Genomic DNA, 16,358 nt, shown 5'->3' with positions numbered 1-16,358 from the left:
GACCGAACATGACCAGTGCGAAAGCCAAGTCGGGGCGCCTCATCGGCGTGCGCGCGGGGGCCACGGTTGCCGCCACGCTGCTGATCTGCTCCTGCGGGGCCAAGCCGACGCCGACCACTGCCGACCACATGCCCAGACCCACCACCGCCGCCGCCGGTCAGACCGCCGGGAAACCGACGGCCACGTCCAACGTGATCCACGTGCGCTACGAGTCGGTGGGCTCCGGCGGCGACTCCGCCGGGGCCACCATGCTGGTCGACGACCTGATCGACGGCGTCCGGGTGCGCACCACCGTCAGGGACAAGTCCGACCCCAGCCGGGTCGTGTCCGTGATGGTTTGGGACGGCCACACCCTCCTTTACACCGAGCCTGGCGCCGGGCCACCCAGCCGGGTGGAGGATCCACCCGCGGACCAGCGCCCCGAACCGGCGTTCATGCACCCCGGCGACACCGCGTTCACCCACGTCTGTCCCGGAGGCAAACCGGCCGGCCACGCCACCGTCGCAGGCCGCCCGGGCACGACATACACCTGCCCGGCGCACACCGTCGCGGGCGAGCCGGCGGAGAAGACCCAGCTCGCCCTCGACGACGCCACCGGGCTAATGCTGCGCTGGCTCGGCGGCGGGCACCATGATGTCGCGCTCGAGGTCACCGTCGGCGTGCCCACGGACTCGACCACGTTCTCCACCGACCTGCCCGCCAGCGCCCAGCGCTCGCCCGGGCCCTTGACCGCGGTCGCATCCGTCCCCAAGGTCGGCGGCGGCACCCTGCTCATGGCCGACCTCCGCAAGGGCCCCTCGCTCATCGTGATCGGTGAGCTCAGAGGACTCAAGGCGATGCTGCGCGTGGTCCTGCCAGCCACCGGGAACGGGACCCATCCGCACGTGTACGGACTGCTCAACGCGATCCCCGGGCCGAACTGGAAAGGCAGTCTGCTCAACCCCAAGGACGTCACCCGGTTCGACGCCGAAACCAGCGCCCAGGTCGGGACCATGCCGGTGCCGGTCGGCATCGACATCAAGGGCGGCGCCGCCGGTGAAGAACTGCGCTCCTTCGACCAGATCATGGCCGGCACAACGGTCCTGGCCGCGATCAATGCGGACGGGTCACTGGCCTGGCGCATGACCGACGCCGAGCTCAGCAATACACCTCGCAAGCTCACCGATTGGATCGCCAACAACCCATAACCCGCGGTCCCGGAGCCGCCCACCGTCCTAGGAGCAGCCATGAGAGCACCATTACGAATCGTCGCGACCATTGCCATCACCGCCCTGGCCGCCCTCTCCATCGTCCCGGCCGCATCCGCCGGCCAACCCACCCGCGAGGTCTTCACGGTGAACTCCGACGACGTGTTCACCCACTGGTGCTCGTTTCCGGTTCGATTGCAGGAGACCGGCAGCGTCATCGTCATCACGTATGCCGGGTCCGGCGATGTGGTCAAGGAGAGCGACATCGCCACCAACTACCGCGGCACGCTGACGAACCAGAGCACCGGGGTACAGATCTCGCTCGCCTACCCGGGCGGGCTGCACATCAGCTACTACGCGGACGGCTCATACACCACCCGCGGGACTGGACCCACGATCATCGCCCCACCGATCCCCAACCCCGCGACCGGAGCGCTGGGACTGTGGCTGGTGCGCGGGCAGTTCCGGTTCCACGTCGACGCCGCCGGCACCATCACCTCCTCCAGCCTGACCGGCACCGAGCAGGATCTCTGCGCCGAACTGGCCCGATGACCGCAACCAGCACACCCACCCGGCGCGTCCCGAGGGGCCGAGCCCCGGCGATGCTGATGACGCTCGCCGGGCTCATGCTGGCCATAGTGATCTGCATTGTTGTCACAGTTGGCGCAATGTTCACCGTCGGCTACGTGAGCCAGTCGGTCCCCGCGACCGCCCTCACAGCGGCCATCGGCATCACCCTCGTGGCGGGAGGTCCCGCCTACGCTTTGCGAACCAGCCGCAAACTCCGGGTCAGGTCGTTGGCCCTGGGGATGGGTGCGGGCACCATACTGGCCCTGCTCGTTGCGCTGGCGCTGGGCGGCTGGTCCCTGTACGGACCGTACGGCCTGAGCCAGCAGATCGACCGGCAGCTGTACCCCCTCGTTCAGGCGCACCGCGAAGGGTTCTTCCTCGGCGCCGACGGCGGCGGGCACCTGGCGACGCTCTCCGACGACCAGGGAAGTCTGACTTTTCAGTACGGCCGCTGCATGGACACCGCGGAGGACGGCTGTACAAGGCCAGTCGAGGTCACCAGCCAGCCAGCGAAGGCCTGGCCGGCCCTCGTCCAGGGCGGAGGAGCGTGCCAGCGCCTGCAGCCCATGCTCGGCGTCCCCGCCGTCATTGTCGCCCGCCAGGTCACAGTCTTCACCGGCTCATCAGCCGTGAGCATCCTAGTGTGGCAGGCCACCACCGAGGGGTACATCGGATCCCCGCCCGCCGAGCTCGAGCTCCTCAAGGAGCTACGCCGCATCGGCGCACACCAGTCAGCCCAGGCGCTGCCGCCGCCCACCGCCGGAACAGTGCAGATCCTGCGCAACCGCTGCGGGGGCTAGTCCCGTCGCTGACACTCGCAGTGTTTGCTCGGCGTCATCGCGCAGGACTCGGCCCCACCCACGCTGCCGGACTTGCCACCCTCAGACCGCGGCCCTGCCGACAGAAAGCCTGCGAATGATGTTGAAAGAACAGGTGTCGGCGCCCTGGACGCACGAGTGGCGCCTGAACTTGCCGGCGCTTCTGTCCATGGCGTCGACAGGAATGGCAGGCCTGGCCGGCGCCGTTGCGGCGCATAGCGCTGGCCCCAGCCCGGTGCCCGGAGACGGCAAGTCGATGATCGCCGCGAACCTCGCTGCCGCGTCCACGCACCCATGGTTCATCGTCCCAGTGGCCGTGTTGTGCTTGCCCATGATCATCGCACCGGGGCGGCAGTCATGCGCCTGTCGTCGGGCCGGCTGTATCTGCGCGAGGTCATCCGGCAATCGACGATCCCGCTGTCCGACGTCGCGGAGGTATTTGCTTCCCCCTCCTGCGCGCTCCACATCGACCACCGACGGACGTCACCTCACTGCGAGCAGAAGCGGGTACTTCGGAATAACACGCTGGTCGCGCACGCGCGCCCGCCTCGCCGTGACCAGTCGATCAGCCAGCGAGAGAGCCACTTGGTATCACTTGGCTCGAAGACCCCAGCCGATCCTCGCAGGCCGAGTCATGGAGTTCATGCAGCGCATTTACCTCGATCAGAATGCTTGCATCGAGCTCTCTCAGTCTCACCACGGCCTTACGCAGGATGATCGCGCGCGAACGGCGCTGGAGGTTGTCCAGGAATCGGTGCGGCTAGGCGTTGCCTCGTTTCCACTATCGGGGATCCACTACTTCGAGACCTACAGAAGACGCGATCCAGGCGCACGTCGTCGGCTCGGACGATTCATGGCCGAGACGTCACGCTTCCACACAATCGCAGGAGCAGATGCCCTCCTTCCGTACGAGATCGCCGCTGCAGTTGAGCGACTTCGAGGACATGAGCCGAATCCCGAACCGCCCATCTTTGGCCGCGGAAAGACACAGCTCTCCCGAAACCCTCGCGGTAGGCGTGCGTGCGCCTGTCAGGGGAGCTGAACCTCCTCAATGCGCTGCCGCAGACGATCCAGGCCAGAACGGATATGAGCTCCGTATCCGTCGATCGAGAGCGTGCTCTCGGCTTGCACGCCGGCATCGAGTTGCGCCCTCGCATCGTCGATGCGGCCTTGTCGTCGATAGCCGTCACCAAGGTTCAGACGCAGGCTTGGCGCCCAAGCGGCGGCCGAGGCGATACCCACAGACACGAGATCCTCGTCGACCACATAGGCATGCTCGGACAAGGCCACTTCGTCCCAGGCCACCTCCTCGTCGAGCGACGACTGCTGGTCAGCCAGGTAGTGCGCCAAGACGCACCGTTGGGCATGGTCACGCTGTGCAGTGGCTTGCCAACAGGCCAACAAGGCCTCGCGTCCCCGCTGTCGCTCGCCACTCAAAGCGAGTCCGATCGCGGTCGTGATGGCACCCCAGTCGGTCATGGCGTGACACTACGACCGAGGTCCGACGTCGGATCGGCCTGGGAGGAGCAGGTCCCCTGTTGGGGTGGACCCAGCCCCACCGCCTGGGCACCCCTCCTCCGGTCGACAGGCCAGCCTGGGGGTCCGATGACGGTTGCCACCGTGCCCGCAAGCGGCGGATAGACGCAGCTCAAACAGGCGGGGTCTCAGCCAGTCCAATCAACATCGACATCGTCCGGCCTTGGGTCTGTCCCGGCCCACATCAGCGGTTCGGCGACGATGAGCACCCCACTGGTGCGCTCACGCGCCCACGCGACTACCTCCTCTAGGGTCCCCTTGTCAGAGCGCTCGATCATGCCCACGGGGTAGTTGATTTCGACGTGGGCATACCAGCGGTCGGTTGCGTCCTCGGGGGATCCAGCCACGAGCCCGACGAACGCGCGGGGGCTGGGCCACGGGGCCCCACCTCCCAAGGGGAGATCGCTCGGCATCAGCCCCTTTGGCACCTCGGGGGCATTGCCGCCGTCGTTCACTTCGTCGATCCATCGTCCGCCGACGAACATCGCCCATCCGCGTTCACCGGGTGCTTCGTCTTCTCGTTCCACTCCGGTCCCGACAGCGCTTCGGCGCGGTTCTCTTCCGTGATGGGCTCGCGCTCGACCCGCACCTCCTCACGAGTCACCGGAACACTGACACTCTGCTGCTCGGTGACCACGTACTTGCGCAGGCGGGCACGGCCCACCTCCTGCGACGCCGTGCCCACGTTGAGCCGCTCCTTGGAGCGGGTCATCGCGTCGTCGGTGGTCGGCCCGGAGGTGTCCGTGCCGACGGTCCCCTCCTCAAGGTCAGGGGCGTCGCCGTGGCGATCGGCGTCAGTAGTCGCCTTGGAGTAGTTGAGACCCGACGCAGGGTGGCGATGCAGCGAACATTCACGGCCGCTGGGAACCTGGCTTCCCATCTGTCGTCCATCAGATCCCAACAAGTCCACGCGGCCCCATGCGCTTCGGGCCGGGAGTGCGACCCGCCGCCGCGGGCGGTGGGGACGTGCTCGAAGCAACCCTCGCCCGGCTCAACGACTTCCGGAAGATCGACGAGAACGCCCTCAATCCTCCCCGCTGCGCGTCGACAGCCCTCCGGTCATCATCCACGCTGCCACCCCGCGCGGGAAGCGGCACGACCCGCGTCGACGGGCTGCAGAGCAGTCTCGGTGTGCCCCGACTTCGTGGTAGGACTGGTGTACGGCGCGCCGCCGACCCCTCAGTCCTCCGACAAGTCCGTCCTCGATCCGGTAGGCGACGCGCTGCGTCAGAGGGTGTGAGCCTTGTCAGTAGAGACAGTGCCGAGGCGCTGATGTGAGGATGTCGTCATCAATGATCGCAGGGGCTACGCATTGGTCCGCTTGGCGGAGTCAACGGCCGATGGCCGACGGACAGCTCCGCACTGGTCTCCCGTTGTGCTCCGTCACGACTGGGAGTCGTCTGACGCGTGCATCTGCACCGGGAAGGCAAGCATCGACCGTGTTGCTGAGGACGCGGAGCCAGTCGGTGGCTGAGGCGATCGACGGCCCGAGAAGTCCAGCATGAGCGCTGCTGACTCGACGAGGACCGCGCCGAGCTCATGGCTCTACGTTCCCGCTACCGCGGCGCATATGTTGGCTTCGGCACCCACCCGAGGGTCCCACGCCGTCATCGTAGACCTGGAGGACGCCGTCCCTTCCTCGGCGAAGAGTTCTGCTCGCACCGCCGCGAGCGATTGGCTTGCCAAGATCCATCCCGACCGTTCGCCCCATTCGCAGCCCGAGATCTGGGTGCGCGTCAACGCCGGCGACGAAGGGATCGATGACCTGGTAGCCCTCGGCTGTCCCGACTCTCTCACAGGTGTGGTGCTGCCCAAGGCAGAGAGAGCTGGCGACGTCCACCGGTTAGCCGGACGTCTCGAGATCATCGAGCGCTCCGCCGGACGCGGTGAGCCCGTCGCGATAGCGGCACTGATCGAAACCGTCGCAGGCGCCGAACGCGTCCGTGAGATCGCCAATGTGCCACGGGTGCGGTTCCTCCACCTTGGCGAGGCGGACCTCGCAGCCGACCTGCGCGTGCAGGCCACCGACGAGGAGGCCTTCGCCGGCTATCGCCAGCTGCTGGTCCACGCCAGCCGGCTGTCTGGCCTCAGCGGACCGGTCGGGCCGGTCTCGACGGTTATCGACGACGCGTCGACACTCCGCACGTCTTCTGAGCTCCTGGCTCGGATCGGATACTCCGGCCGAGCCTGCATCCACCCCAACCAGGTGAGCATCGCGAACCTTGCGTTCGGTCCCCAGCCCGAGGACGCCAGCTGGGCACGAGATGTTCTGTCCCGACTCGAGCAGGCGGCCCAAACAGGATCGGGCGTGGCCCGCGACGAGCAGGGTCGGATGATCGACGAAGCCCTTGCCCGCCGCGCTCGCCAGATCCTCTCGTCGGCCGCCGGCACGGCGTAAGACGATTGGCAGAGAATGGCCTGACTGCGGAGCTTGCCCAGGTTCCAGGTAACTCACCCCCGAGGGGACGTGCCAGATACGACGCCGAGGGTCAGTCTCCCCTGGGAGCGGTTGACTGACGTTTCCGCGGAACCCATGCCGCCAGCATCCCGGCGGCGGCGACGCCGAGGGCGCCGTTGGCGAACACGCCAGCCGAAAGGCTGAGAGCGGCCACTATCCCGGACAGCGCGAGCGGACCAGCGAAGGCGCCGACGTCACTGAACAAACGCCACACCCCAATGAAGGCGTGGCGGCCGGCGATGGGAGCGAAATCGGCGCCCAAGGTCGAGACGATGCCCGACCCGATGCCATTGCCGAGGCCCAGCAGCATCGAAACGACAGCCACCCCGGCGAAGGATGTCGTGAATGGAAGGGCGATCAGCGACAACCCCATGATCGCCATGCACGGGACAGCAACCCATCCTCGGCCCTTAGCGTCCATGAGCTTCCCGGACGGGTAGAAGATCGCCACGTCAAGCGCACCGGCGAGGCCGTAGACGATCGACGACGCCTCACTGCTCAGCCCCACGTGCAGGCACCACAACGGGATGACGACTTGGCGCGATGCGCGCACGGCGCTGATCAGCAGGACGGTGAGTCCGACCGTGCAGAAGACCCTACGTTGGGCGCTGACAACGCGCGCCACGGTTGCCAGGCCGACCGCGTCCGACTGGACTCTTGCTGGTGTCAGATCTGGGGAACAAAGCCCGATGAGCGCTGCCATTACCGCCGCCACGAAGCCAACCACGTAGGCGCCGTCGCTCCCGATGGCAAGAATCGCACCTGCGCTCAGGAAGGGCCCTGCGAAGATGCCGATGCGGTTCGACCCGCCCGATGTCGAAAGCGCCCGAGCGCGCAGGTCGCACGGCACGACCTCGATGAGGTAGGCCTGGCGGGCGACGCTGAAGACCGAGTTTGCGAAGCCGACCATCAACATGGCGATCCCGAGGACCCATGGCGAGGAGGCGGTGAGCCCGACGATCATCGCTGCTGCACTCACGGACCCGGCTCCGACGATCGCGCGGCGCTCGCCGAACCGCGACGTCAGGATCGCCGCGGGGATGTTGCCGGCCAACGAACCGATTCCGATGGCCGCGACCACGAGGGTGGCCACAGCCACAGTGGCTCCCAGCCCGATGGCGTCGCGCGGGACGAACGGGAGCACTGCGCCCTCGGACACACCGAACAACGCCGATGGTCCAAAGGCAGGCACGGCCACGCTGCGCAGTCGGAACCCGACAGCAGCGGGCGTCGGGCGTTGCCCTCTCATCGAAGCCGGCGACGGTGTGCCGAGCCCATCGGGAGCTTCAGCGCCACTGCGTGGTCGCGGTGGCCGTCGGTCGCGCCCGACCGTCGCTGACCGCCCCGACGACCCGATGGCTCGACAGCCGGGTCGCGGATGCGACCAGGACAGCGTCGGCGACCACCGGTGCCAGGATCCGGTAGTCGAACCACGTCGGCCCCATCGAGTCCTTCAGGAGGGGGTGTGCTGCTTGCGCCAAGGCGATCGCCTGCAAGGGGCCGTGGACGACGAGGCCCGCGTAGCCCTCGACCGTACGGGTGTAGTCGGCGTCGTAGTGGATTCGGTGAGAGTTGTACGTCAGCGCCGAGAACCGAAACAACACAACTGGATCCACCCGAAGGGTCCACAGCGCATCGGGCGAATCGCTGCCTACGGCGGGCTCATCCAGTGCCCCGCCCCGCCCCAGGTCGCGGGCGCCCGGATCACCGGCGCCCTGGCCGCCCGGGCGGGCAGCCTCGAGATAGACGAGGTCCTGCTCTTCCGAGATAACCACCCGACCAGCCTGAGAGACTTCGTGGGTCACCGTTACAAAGGTAAGCGGCCCACTCCGGCCCTGCTTCTCGGCGACCAGGCTTGCCGACGTGCGGCGTTGCGCCGGCTGTCCGACCAGGAGCGGATGCCGGACCTGGACCCGTCCCCCGGCGAACATCCGCCGCAACCCGGGTCGCGGCGGCTCAGGAACGGCGTCCTGGGCTCGGTGACCATCTGGGCCCAGGTCGGCTTGAGCGGGACGATCGAGCAGGTAGACCCAGTGCCATAGCAACGGAATTCCCCTGTTCTCCAGGTCCGGAAGCGGGACCCCTAGCAGCCCGGCCAACGCCTCGGCGGGCCCGGCGGTGATGAGCTCTGTGCGCGCACTCCCCTCAGCGCTTCCGGCGTTCGCCCTCCGGCTCACGTCGGCGGGTTCCGCTCGTCCGAATCCGGTTGAACAGCAGGCAGACGCATTTCGTGCCGAATGAGCTCGGTGTGCTCACCGAGCGCAGGCACGGGGCCCATCGGGGCTTCGCGCCCCAGCACCGAGACGGGCGGGAGCAGCGCACGGATCGGACCGCCCGGGGTGTGCACCTGACGCCATCGGTTCCGCGCCAGCAGCTGTGGGTGGCCGGCTAGCTCTGCCGGTGTGCGGATCTGAGCGTTGGCGATCCCGGCTGTGTCGAGCCGCGCCATCACCTGGTCAGCCGAGTCGAGGCACAGCGCCTCCTCGATGATGTTGGTCAGCTCGTCGTCATGGGTGACCCGCACCGCGTTGCTGGCAAAGCGCGGGTCCAGAATCAGGTCCGGCCGCCTCAGGATCCGCTCGCAGAACGCCACCCACTCCCGCTCGTTCTGGATTCCGATGAAGACCGCCGAGCCGCCGCGACATTCGTAAGGTCCGTACGGCGAGATCGAGGCGTGCCGGGCACCGGTGCGCCTCGCCGGCCCACCGTCGTACATCGCGTAGTAGAGGGGCTGGGTCATCCACTCCCCGAGAGCCTCGAGCATCGAGATCTCCAATGTGCTTCCACATCCGCTGTGCTCCCGCTCGTAGAGAGCGGTGAGGATGCCGGAGTAGGTGTACATACCGGCGGCGATGTCGGCCACCGAGATGCCCACTTTGGCCGGCTCGTCCGGCGAGCCGGTGATCGACACCAGGCCGGCCTCGCACTGGATCAGCAAGTCGTAGGCCTTCCTCGAGCCGTATGGACCGCCGGATCCGTATCCGGACAGGGAACAGACCACGAGACGGGGGCATCGAGCACGCAGCGTCTCGGCGTCGAGCCCCAGACGGTCGGCCGCGCCCGGCGCCAGGTTCTGGACGAACACGTCGGCCTGGTCGATCAGCGCCTCCAAAAGCGCCCGGTCGCCGGCCTCCTTGAGGTCGAGCGTCAGGCTTTGCTTGCCGCGGTTGAGCCAGGCGAAGTAGCTGGACTCGCCGAGCACAGCGTCGTCGTACCCTCGAGCGAAGTCCCCGCCTGTAGGGCGCTCGACCTTGACGACCCGGGCCCCGAGATCAGCCAGCTGTCGCGTGGCGAAAGGTACCGCCACGGCCTGCTCGAGTGCGACGACCAAGAGCCCGGCCAACGGCTGCCCGTCCGCTCCGGAGTCGCCGGCCGCGGTCATGGAGCGACCGTGTTGCGCTTGACCAACTGACGAGCGATGATCGTCCGCTGGATCTCGTTGGTGCCTTCGCCCACGATCATCAGCGGCGCATCCCTGAAATAGCGCTCGACATCGAATTCGGTCGAGTAGCCGTACCCGCCGAGGATCCGCATCGCATCGAGCGCGACCTGCATGCCGACCTCGGACGCGAACACCTTGGCCATGCCGGCCTCAAGGTCCGCCCGCGCCCCGGAGTCGTAGCACCGGGCGGCGTGAAGAACCAGCTGCCGCGCAGCGGTCAGCTTCGTGGCCATGTCGGCCAGGTAGTTGCCGATCGACTGGTGCTTCCAGATCGGTTGGCCGAACGTCTCACGCTCCTGGGCGTAGCGCAGCGCATCCTCCAGTGCAGCGCGACCAACGCCGACCGCCCGGGCAGCGACCTGGATCCGGCCGACCTCGAGGCCGCTCATCATCTGGCTGAAGCCGCGGCCCTCGATCCCTCCGAGCAGTGCTGAGGTAGGGACGGCGAAATCGGAGAAACTGATCTCGCAGCTCTCGACCCCCTTGTACCCGAGCTTGGGCAGGTCTCGGGACACGGTGAGGCCCGGACCCTTCTCGACCAGCAGAATGCTCATCCCTCGATGCTGCGGCACCGCGTCCGGGTCGGTCTTGCACAACAACGCGATCAGGTCTGAGCGTCGTGCGTTCGTGATCCACGTCTTCGACCCGTTGACGACGTATGCGTCCCCCGCCCGGCGTGCCGTCGTGCGCATGGCCTGCAGGTCCGAGCCCCCTCCTGGCTCGGTCAATGCCATGGTGGCGCGGACTCGCCCGGTCGCCATGCTGGGTAGGTAGCGGTCGCGCTGCTGCTCGGTGCCGAAGTCGCGCAGGAGCTTGGCGACGACAGTGTGGCCACCCATGGCACCGGCCAGGCTCATCCACCCCCGGGCCAGCTCCTCTGTGACCAAGGCGTAGCACTGCATGGAGACCTGAGCCTGGCCCCAGGGTTCCGGCACCGCCAGGCCGTAAATGCCGAGCTGCTTCATCTGCTCGATGAGGCGTTCCGGATAGGTGTTGTCGTGGTCGAGGCGGCGCACATCCGGCTTGACGTCCCGGTCGACAAAGTCTCGGACGACGAGGACGATCGAGGACTCCTCCTCCGAAAGCCCTTCCACGTCGCTCAGAGCTCCGCGATTACTGCAGACGTGACGGCAGCCGTCGAGGCGGATCCGCCGATGTCGGGCGTTCGCGTCGTCGGAGAAGACAAGGTCACGGTCATCGCACGCATCACGTCGGCGGCCGCCTCGGGCTGCCCCAGATGTTCGAGCATGAGGGCCGCAGACCAGATCTGCCCGAGCGGGTTGGCCACGCCGAGCCCAGCGATGTCTGGCGCCGAGCCGTGGACCGGTTCGAACATCGATGGGTAGTCGCGCTCCGGGTTGAGATTGCCGGACGGTGCGATCCCGATGCTTCCCGCGATGGCCGCTCCCAGATCGGACAGGATGTCACCGAAGAGGTTGGACCCGACCACGACGTCCAGCGACCCAGGGTCCAGCACGAACTTCGCCGCGAGAGCGTCGACATGGAACAGCCGATGTTCGACCGACGGATAGTCAGCGGCCACCTCCTGGGCCACCTCGTCCCAGAACGGCATCGTGTGGACGATGCCGTTGGACTTCGTCGCGATCGCCAAAGTGCCACGGCGGCTGGCTGCCAGCTCGAACGCGTACCGCAGGATGCGTTCACATCCCCGGTAGGTGAAGATTGACTCCTGCACGGCAAAGGCGTGCGGGGTCCCGTCGTTGACCCGTCCCCCCCACCTGGGAGTACTCACCCTCGCTGTTCTCACGAACGATGACGAGGTCGAGGTCCTTGGCTTCTACCCCGCGCAGGGGGCTGGACACTCCGGGCAGCAGGCGCACCGGGCGCAGGTTGACGTACTGCTCGAAGGCGCGCCGGATCGGCACGAGCAGGCCCCACAGCGAGACGTGGTCGGGCACGTCCGGCCGTCCCACTGCGCCGAGCAGGATCGCGTCAACGTCGGCCAATAGACTTAGGCCGCTCGATGGCATGAGCTCGCTGTGCTGCTGGTAGTAGTCACAACCCCAGGGCAACAGTTCGAAGTCGAACGCGATGCCGCGCGCGGCGGCGACCACGGCCAGCACCTGCAGGGCGGAGTCCATCACCTCGCTCCCGATCCCGTCTCCGGGGATCACCGCGATCCGGTACGTGGACGAAGCAGACTCTGTGTTGGGCATGGACCTTCTTCTCTGTCTGTCGGAATCTGGCGCCGCCCGTCAACAGTTTCTCCGCCCGTCCGATCTGCCACGAGCAGCCGCTGCGAAACCGGCTCACGGTCAGGTGCTCTTGGAGTCCAGCTCGCGGATAGGAGGCTCGCCGGTTGCCGCGAAGTTGCTCGCGACGATGCGGCCAAGGTTCTGGACATGTCCGGCCATCGTGTGGCGAGCCTGATCCACGTCACGCTTCTTGAGCGCTGAGAGGATCGTCTTGTGCTCGCGAATGGACAACGGCTCCCACCCCGTGATGTTGGCGTAGAAGCGACGCGGTTCGTAGCGGCCACTGATCTGCATCAACCACACGAGCTTCGGCCGGTCGGCCGCATCGAACACAACCTCGTGGAACTCATGAGCCATGGCCTCTGCGCTAGCAGGATCACCTCGCTTCATGGCCGCCTCGAGATCGGTCAGGATGGCCTTCAACCGTGCGATCTGCTCGTCGGTGATGCGCTCGGCCGCATGCGCGGCGAGCTCCCCGGCGACAAATGCCTGCACGGCGAAGAGGTCGAGAATGTCGTCCTCGCGCAGCTGGGCGACTTGGAAACCTCTGCGCGGCTCGAGCTGCACGAAGCCCTCCCCGCGCAGTGTGACCAGCGCCTGACGGACCGGGGTGACACTCATCGAGAGAGCAGTGGCGAGCCGGTCCAGCCGGATGAACGTGCCGGGACGCAACTGCCCCGAGACGATCAGCTCGCGGACATACACCGCTGCCTCATCGCTCAGCTGCGGCCGGTCCTCCCGGATCACCTCGCTCACCGCTGCGCCAGGGGGGAAGCAGCCGACCAAACGTCGAGGATGTCCTGGACTGTCTCGACCGTGGCGTACCTCGTGGCGGCCGTGCGCAATGCGGCTTCGTGCAGAGACATGTCCCAGGAAGCGCAGGCGTCTGCGGCGTACACGGTGTAGTACCCGTGATGGAAGGCGTCCCACGCCGTGGCCTCGACGCAGACATTGGTCGAGGTTCCGGCCAGCACCACCGTGCGCCGATCCAGACTGCGCAGGATGAGGTCGAGGTTCGTCCCGACGAAGCCGCTGTACCGATACTTCCTGACCAGGTGGTCCTCGGGCTTGGGCGTGAGCTCGTCGATGATCTCCTGACCCCAACTGCCCTCGAGACACATGTCCACGCCGGAGTAGCGCGCCCGCGACCGCGCCTCGATCCAGACGTCGGAGTTGCTGGCACCAGCGGGCAAAGTCGTCTGCATGACGAACACGACCGGAACGCCTGCCTGTCGAGCGGCGTCGATCAGGGCGGCCTGGCGCGGCACGATCTCGACCATCGGACCGAGATCCCGGTTGCCCTCCTTACGGGCCTTCCCCTCCGGATGGAGGAAGTCGTTCTGCATGTCGATGACCAGCAGTGCGCAGTGCCGCGGATCTGCCTTCCCAGCGCTGGTCGTGAGGATATTCGTCGTCAACGCGGTCACGCGCGGCCTCCCTGAGGTGGACGGTGAACAAGTTCCCCAACCATATACGATGTTCGACATTGACGGTGGGCCGGCACCCGGCGGCCGGCGAACGCGGCATCGGACCGAGCGACATGACACGTCGGCTTGTGCCTGTGCGTGCGACGAGACGGCCCACGGCCACCGATGCCGGCGAGCCCGACGGTCTTCTCTTCCAGGTTGAGCCATTGCCACCGCCCTCTCCCATTCGATTCGGCTGGCAATCAGACAGGGGTTGTCAGAGTGACCAAATCATGTATGATGCACGATTATAACGTATACGATACATGAAAGGACGAGGATGACTCAGCCTCTCAGCCGGGCACTTGCCGGCCGCGTGCGGAACGCCGTGCGCGACGGGCTACCCGACCCGGTAGCTGAGGCGACCTCCCTGTTCCTGCTCAACTCGCTCGGCACCGTCATCGCCGGAAGCCCCCGACCCGTCGTGGACCGCCTGGTCGGAACGGCGCTGCGGCTCGGTTGCAGCTCCGGCTACCGGGTCTCCGGCCGCACGGAGACGGTGGATCTCAACTGGTGTGCCGTGGCCACCGGAGCGGCAGGGCACGTCGACGACTTCGACGACACGCAACCCGTGACCTATATCCACGCCGGGCCCACCCTCGTCGCGACCGCCTTGACCTTGACCCAGCTGCTCGACGTTTCCGGACCTCGCCTTCTCGAGGCGCTCGCACTCGGCTACGAGGTCCAGTTCCGTGCCGGCCTGACCATCTCTCCGGAGCAGTACGTCGCCGGATGGCACAGCACCGGAGTGTTCGGAGTCATCGGTGCGGCCACCACCGCCAGCGTCCTGCTCGACCTGGACGAGGAGGCGACCGCCGCCGCCATCGACCTGGCCGCGCACCTCATCGTCGGCCACCAGGAGGGTCTGGGGACGATGAACAAGTCGTTCCACGCAGGGCGCGCCGCGGCCAACGGCCTGCGCATCGCGCTCGCGGTGCGGGCCGGCTTACGCCCATCGTCAGGGGCCGCTGGTCTCGAGTCACTGCTGAGCGCTATGGCTATCGGCTACTCACCTCGCCTCGAAGCGGCCGTCGGCGACGCGGGATGGCGCCTGCTGGAGAACCGCACCAAACCGTTCCCGTGCGGCGTCGTGGCCCATCCCGGCGTTGAAGCCGCCCTGTCGGCCGCCGCTGAGCTCAGCGGCACAGTGGAGTCCGTCCAGCGGATCGTGCTCCGGTGCTCCCCGCTGGCCACGACCCTGACCGGGATCGCCCAGCCCTCAACGGAACTCAACGCCAGGCTCAGCCTCCCTCACGCCGTCGCGGCCGCCCTGGTCAGGGGTCGGGCCGGGCTGGCCGAGTTCACCCGCGAGGCGATCGCCGACCAGGCGATCGCGCGACTGCGCGCCCGGGTCGAGCTCATCGCCGAGCCCCGCCGCTCTGAGTTCGGCGCACGACTGACCCTCGAGCGCGAAGGTCTTCCAGCAATCGAGCGCGAGGTGACCTCCGTGACTGGCAGCCAGGAGCACCCCATGACTTACGACGCCGTGGCTGACAAGTTCACTGCCCTGGTCGAACCGGTCCTGCCCGGCCGCAGTGAGTCTCTCCGGCTGTGTGTCGGCTCGCTCGATGCGTCCAAGTCGGTCAGCAGGTTGCAGAGCCTGACCCGCCCAGAGTTCGAGGTGCACTCGTGAGCGCCGTCGCGGATGAGGTCACCTGTGCCCTCGCGGAGTTCGCCGAGCGGACGCGCAGCACCGGGCTGGCCGCCCCAGTCCGGGACTGCGCCCGGCAACTGGCTCGACTCTGCATCGACAACGGCCGGGCTGCCGCCGGCTCGAACGTCGGAGGGCGACTCCACGCGATCGTGGCCGCGGCCGAAGGGCGGCCGCTGGGCGCTGCCGAGCTCGGCGCCGTCTTCGCCCCGCTACCGGCGATGTCCCGATCCGGTGCGGTTGCTGTCAACGCCGGCCTTATGTCCCTCGGTGCGCCGACCGACCGAGCTCGAGGACACTCAGAGCTGCTGGCTTCGGCGCTCGCCGCCGGCCTCGCGGCCGCGAATCTCGATGGGGCAGACGGATCCCGCGTTCTGACGGCGTTCGCGAGCGGCGCCGAGGTCGGCCTGAGGTTGGCGCTCGCGGTCGACCGGTCCCGACCGGGCTCGGGGTGGGCCAGCCCGCAGGCCGCCAGTGTCGTCGCCGCGGCAGTCACCGTCATTGCTCTCCTGGACGGCTCGGCCGCCGAGCTGCATCAGGCCATCGCGCTTGGTGCCACTCAGGCCTCGGGACTCGATGGGTCTCGCGGGTCGGCCGACTCCGCGTTCGTCACCGGGGAGCTTTCGAGCCGAGGCTTCGAGTCCGGAGTGCTGGCCGGCACGGGCTGGGCCGGCCCGGCGCGACCGCTCGACGGCCCTCGCGGCTACTTCCACCTGCTGACCGGAGCGCCGCCCCCCGCGGCGGTCACCGAAGGTCTCGGGACCGCCTGGCTTCTGCTCGGCGTCGCCGGAGCGAGGCCCACCTCTCCGAGCTTGGCGGTCGCTGCCGACGAGCCTCTCGACGCGCTGAGCTCTGCTGAGCTCACGCTGCTGCTAGGACGGTGATCACGAGAAGAGCTTAAGCGACCACCTCGGGCCCGGATTTCGTTTCACAAGGCTTCTCCACTCGATGCTGAACCTTCAGAAGGGAACTTTCCATGACACGCCGAAGAGGACTGCCTGTTGCCCTGTTGGG

At 67.5% G+C, this 16,358-nt stretch carries 17 protein-coding genes; 6 read left to right on the top strand and 11 right to left on the bottom strand.

Going from position 1 to position 16,358, the window contains the following annotated elements; all coding sequences use genetic code 11:
- Positions 1-8 precede the first annotated feature (8 nt).
- The 3 genes from GKE56_RS14445 to GKE56_RS14435 are packed head-to-tail and all read left to right on the top strand — an operon-like array spanning position 9 to position 2,557.
- Positions 9-1,187 carry a hypothetical protein gene (locus GKE56_RS14445; protein WP_154685136.1) on the top strand — a complete coding sequence of 393 codons (1,179 nt, stop codon included), beginning with the start codon at positions 9-11 and terminating at the stop codon, positions 1,185-1,187.
- Positions 1,188-1,226: 39 nt separating this feature from the next.
- Positions 1,227-1,739 carry a hypothetical protein gene (locus GKE56_RS14440; protein ID WP_154685135.1) on the top strand — a complete coding sequence of 171 codons (513 nt, stop codon included), beginning with the start codon at positions 1,227-1,229 and terminating at the stop codon, positions 1,737-1,739.
- A 50-nt stretch (positions 1,740-1,789) separates the two neighbouring features.
- The gene (locus GKE56_RS14435) at positions 1,790-2,557 is read left to right on the top strand and encodes a hypothetical protein (protein WP_154685134.1); all 768 of its coding nucleotides are present in this window, start codon (positions 1,790-1,792) and stop codon (positions 2,555-2,557) included.
- A 1,047-nt stretch (positions 2,558-3,604) separates the two neighbouring features.
- Here the strand turns inward: GKE56_RS14435 and GKE56_RS14430 are convergent.
- The 3 genes from GKE56_RS14430 to GKE56_RS18365 all read right to left on the bottom strand — a co-directional run bounded on the left by GKE56_RS14430 (position 3,605) and on the right by GKE56_RS18365 (position 4,991).
- The gene (locus GKE56_RS14430; protein ID WP_154685133.1) at positions 3,605-4,054 is read right to left on the bottom strand and encodes a hypothetical protein; all 450 of its coding nucleotides are present in this window, start codon (positions 4,052-4,054) and stop codon (positions 3,605-3,607) included.
- A 185-nt stretch (positions 4,055-4,239) separates the two neighbouring features.
- Positions 4,240-4,596, bottom strand: coding sequence for a hypothetical protein (locus GKE56_RS14425; RefSeq protein ID WP_154685132.1), 357 nt, complete (start codon positions 4,594-4,596; stop codon positions 4,240-4,242).
- Positions 4,563-4,991: a YsnF/AvaK domain-containing protein gene (locus GKE56_RS18365; protein ID WP_154685131.1), complete on the bottom strand. Its 429-nt coding sequence runs from the start codon at positions 4,989-4,991 to the stop codon at positions 4,563-4,565. The genes GKE56_RS14425 and GKE56_RS18365 overlap by 34 nt, the downstream gene beginning before the upstream one ends.
- A 621-nt stretch (positions 4,992-5,612) precedes the next feature.
- On the opposite strand from GKE56_RS18365, the gene GKE56_RS14415 reads away from it, so the two are divergent.
- Positions 5,613-6,509, top strand: a complete 897-nt coding sequence (locus GKE56_RS14415; RefSeq protein ID WP_154685130.1) for a CoA ester lyase — start codon at positions 5,613-5,615, stop codon at positions 6,507-6,509.
- A gap of 91 nt (positions 6,510-6,600) precedes the next feature.
- On the opposite strand, the gene GKE56_RS14410 is transcribed toward GKE56_RS14415, so the two are convergent.
- From GKE56_RS14410 to GKE56_RS14380, 8 genes are all read right to left on the bottom strand, one after another.
- On the bottom strand, positions 6,601-7,818 hold the full coding sequence (locus tag GKE56_RS14410; protein WP_154685129.1) for an MFS transporter: 1,218 nt from the start codon (positions 7,816-7,818) through the stop codon (positions 6,601-6,603).
- Between the two features lie 37 nt (positions 7,819-7,855).
- Positions 7,856-8,500 (bottom strand): hypothetical protein, encoded by a 645-nt coding sequence (locus tag GKE56_RS14405; RefSeq protein WP_230208996.1) that lies wholly within the window; start codon positions 8,498-8,500, stop codon positions 7,856-7,858.
- A gap of 242 nt (positions 8,501-8,742) precedes the next feature.
- Positions 8,743-9,900 carry a CaiB/BaiF CoA-transferase family protein gene (locus GKE56_RS14400; RefSeq protein ID WP_230208995.1) on the bottom strand — a complete coding sequence of 386 codons (1,158 nt, stop codon included), beginning with the start codon at positions 9,898-9,900 and terminating at the stop codon, positions 8,743-8,745.
- Between the two features lie 47 nt (positions 9,901-9,947).
- Complete coding sequence (locus GKE56_RS14395; protein WP_154685126.1) at positions 9,948-11,105, bottom strand: acyl-CoA dehydrogenase family protein; 1,158 nt, start codon at positions 11,103-11,105, stop codon at positions 9,948-9,950.
- Positions 11,106-11,110: 5 nt separating this feature from the next.
- Positions 11,111-11,707: an isocitrate/isopropylmalate family dehydrogenase gene (locus GKE56_RS18360; protein ID WP_370518411.1), complete on the bottom strand. Its 597-nt coding sequence runs from the start codon at positions 11,705-11,707 to the stop codon at positions 11,111-11,113.
- Entirely contained in the window at positions 11,673-12,188 is a 516-nt protein-coding gene (locus GKE56_RS18355) for an isocitrate/isopropylmalate family dehydrogenase (protein WP_370518410.1), read from the bottom strand. Before GKE56_RS18355 ends, GKE56_RS18360 begins: the two co-directional genes overlap by 35 nt.
- Before the next feature lie 99 nt (positions 12,189-12,287).
- Positions 12,288-12,983, bottom strand: a complete 696-nt coding sequence (locus GKE56_RS14385) for a GntR family transcriptional regulator (protein WP_195908147.1) — start codon at positions 12,981-12,983, stop codon at positions 12,288-12,290.
- Positions 12,980-13,654, bottom strand: a complete 675-nt coding sequence (locus GKE56_RS14380) for a cysteine hydrolase family protein (protein WP_195908146.1) — start codon at positions 13,652-13,654, stop codon at positions 12,980-12,982. Before GKE56_RS14380 ends, GKE56_RS14385 begins: the two co-directional genes overlap by 4 nt.
- Before the next feature lie 319 nt (positions 13,655-13,973).
- On the opposite strand from GKE56_RS14380, the gene GKE56_RS14375 reads away from it, so the two are divergent.
- Entirely contained in the window at positions 13,974-15,326 is a 1,353-nt protein-coding gene (locus tag GKE56_RS14375) for an MmgE/PrpD family protein (protein WP_154685123.1), read from the top strand.
- A complete protein-coding gene (locus GKE56_RS14370) occupies positions 15,323-16,228 on the top strand; it encodes an MmgE/PrpD family protein (RefSeq protein WP_154685122.1) in 906 nt (301 codons plus the stop codon). The genes GKE56_RS14375 and GKE56_RS14370 overlap by 4 nt, the downstream gene beginning before the upstream one ends.
- The last annotated feature ends 130 nt before the right edge of the window (positions 16,229-16,358 follow it).

The organism is Nostocoides sp. HKS02, assembly GCF_009707485.1.
Lineage (GTDB): Bacteria > Actinomycetota > Actinomycetes > Actinomycetales > Dermatophilaceae > Pedococcus.
The sequence above is the reverse complement of the archived record's forward strand: the minus strand, read 5'-3'. Positions and strand labels throughout refer to the sequence as shown.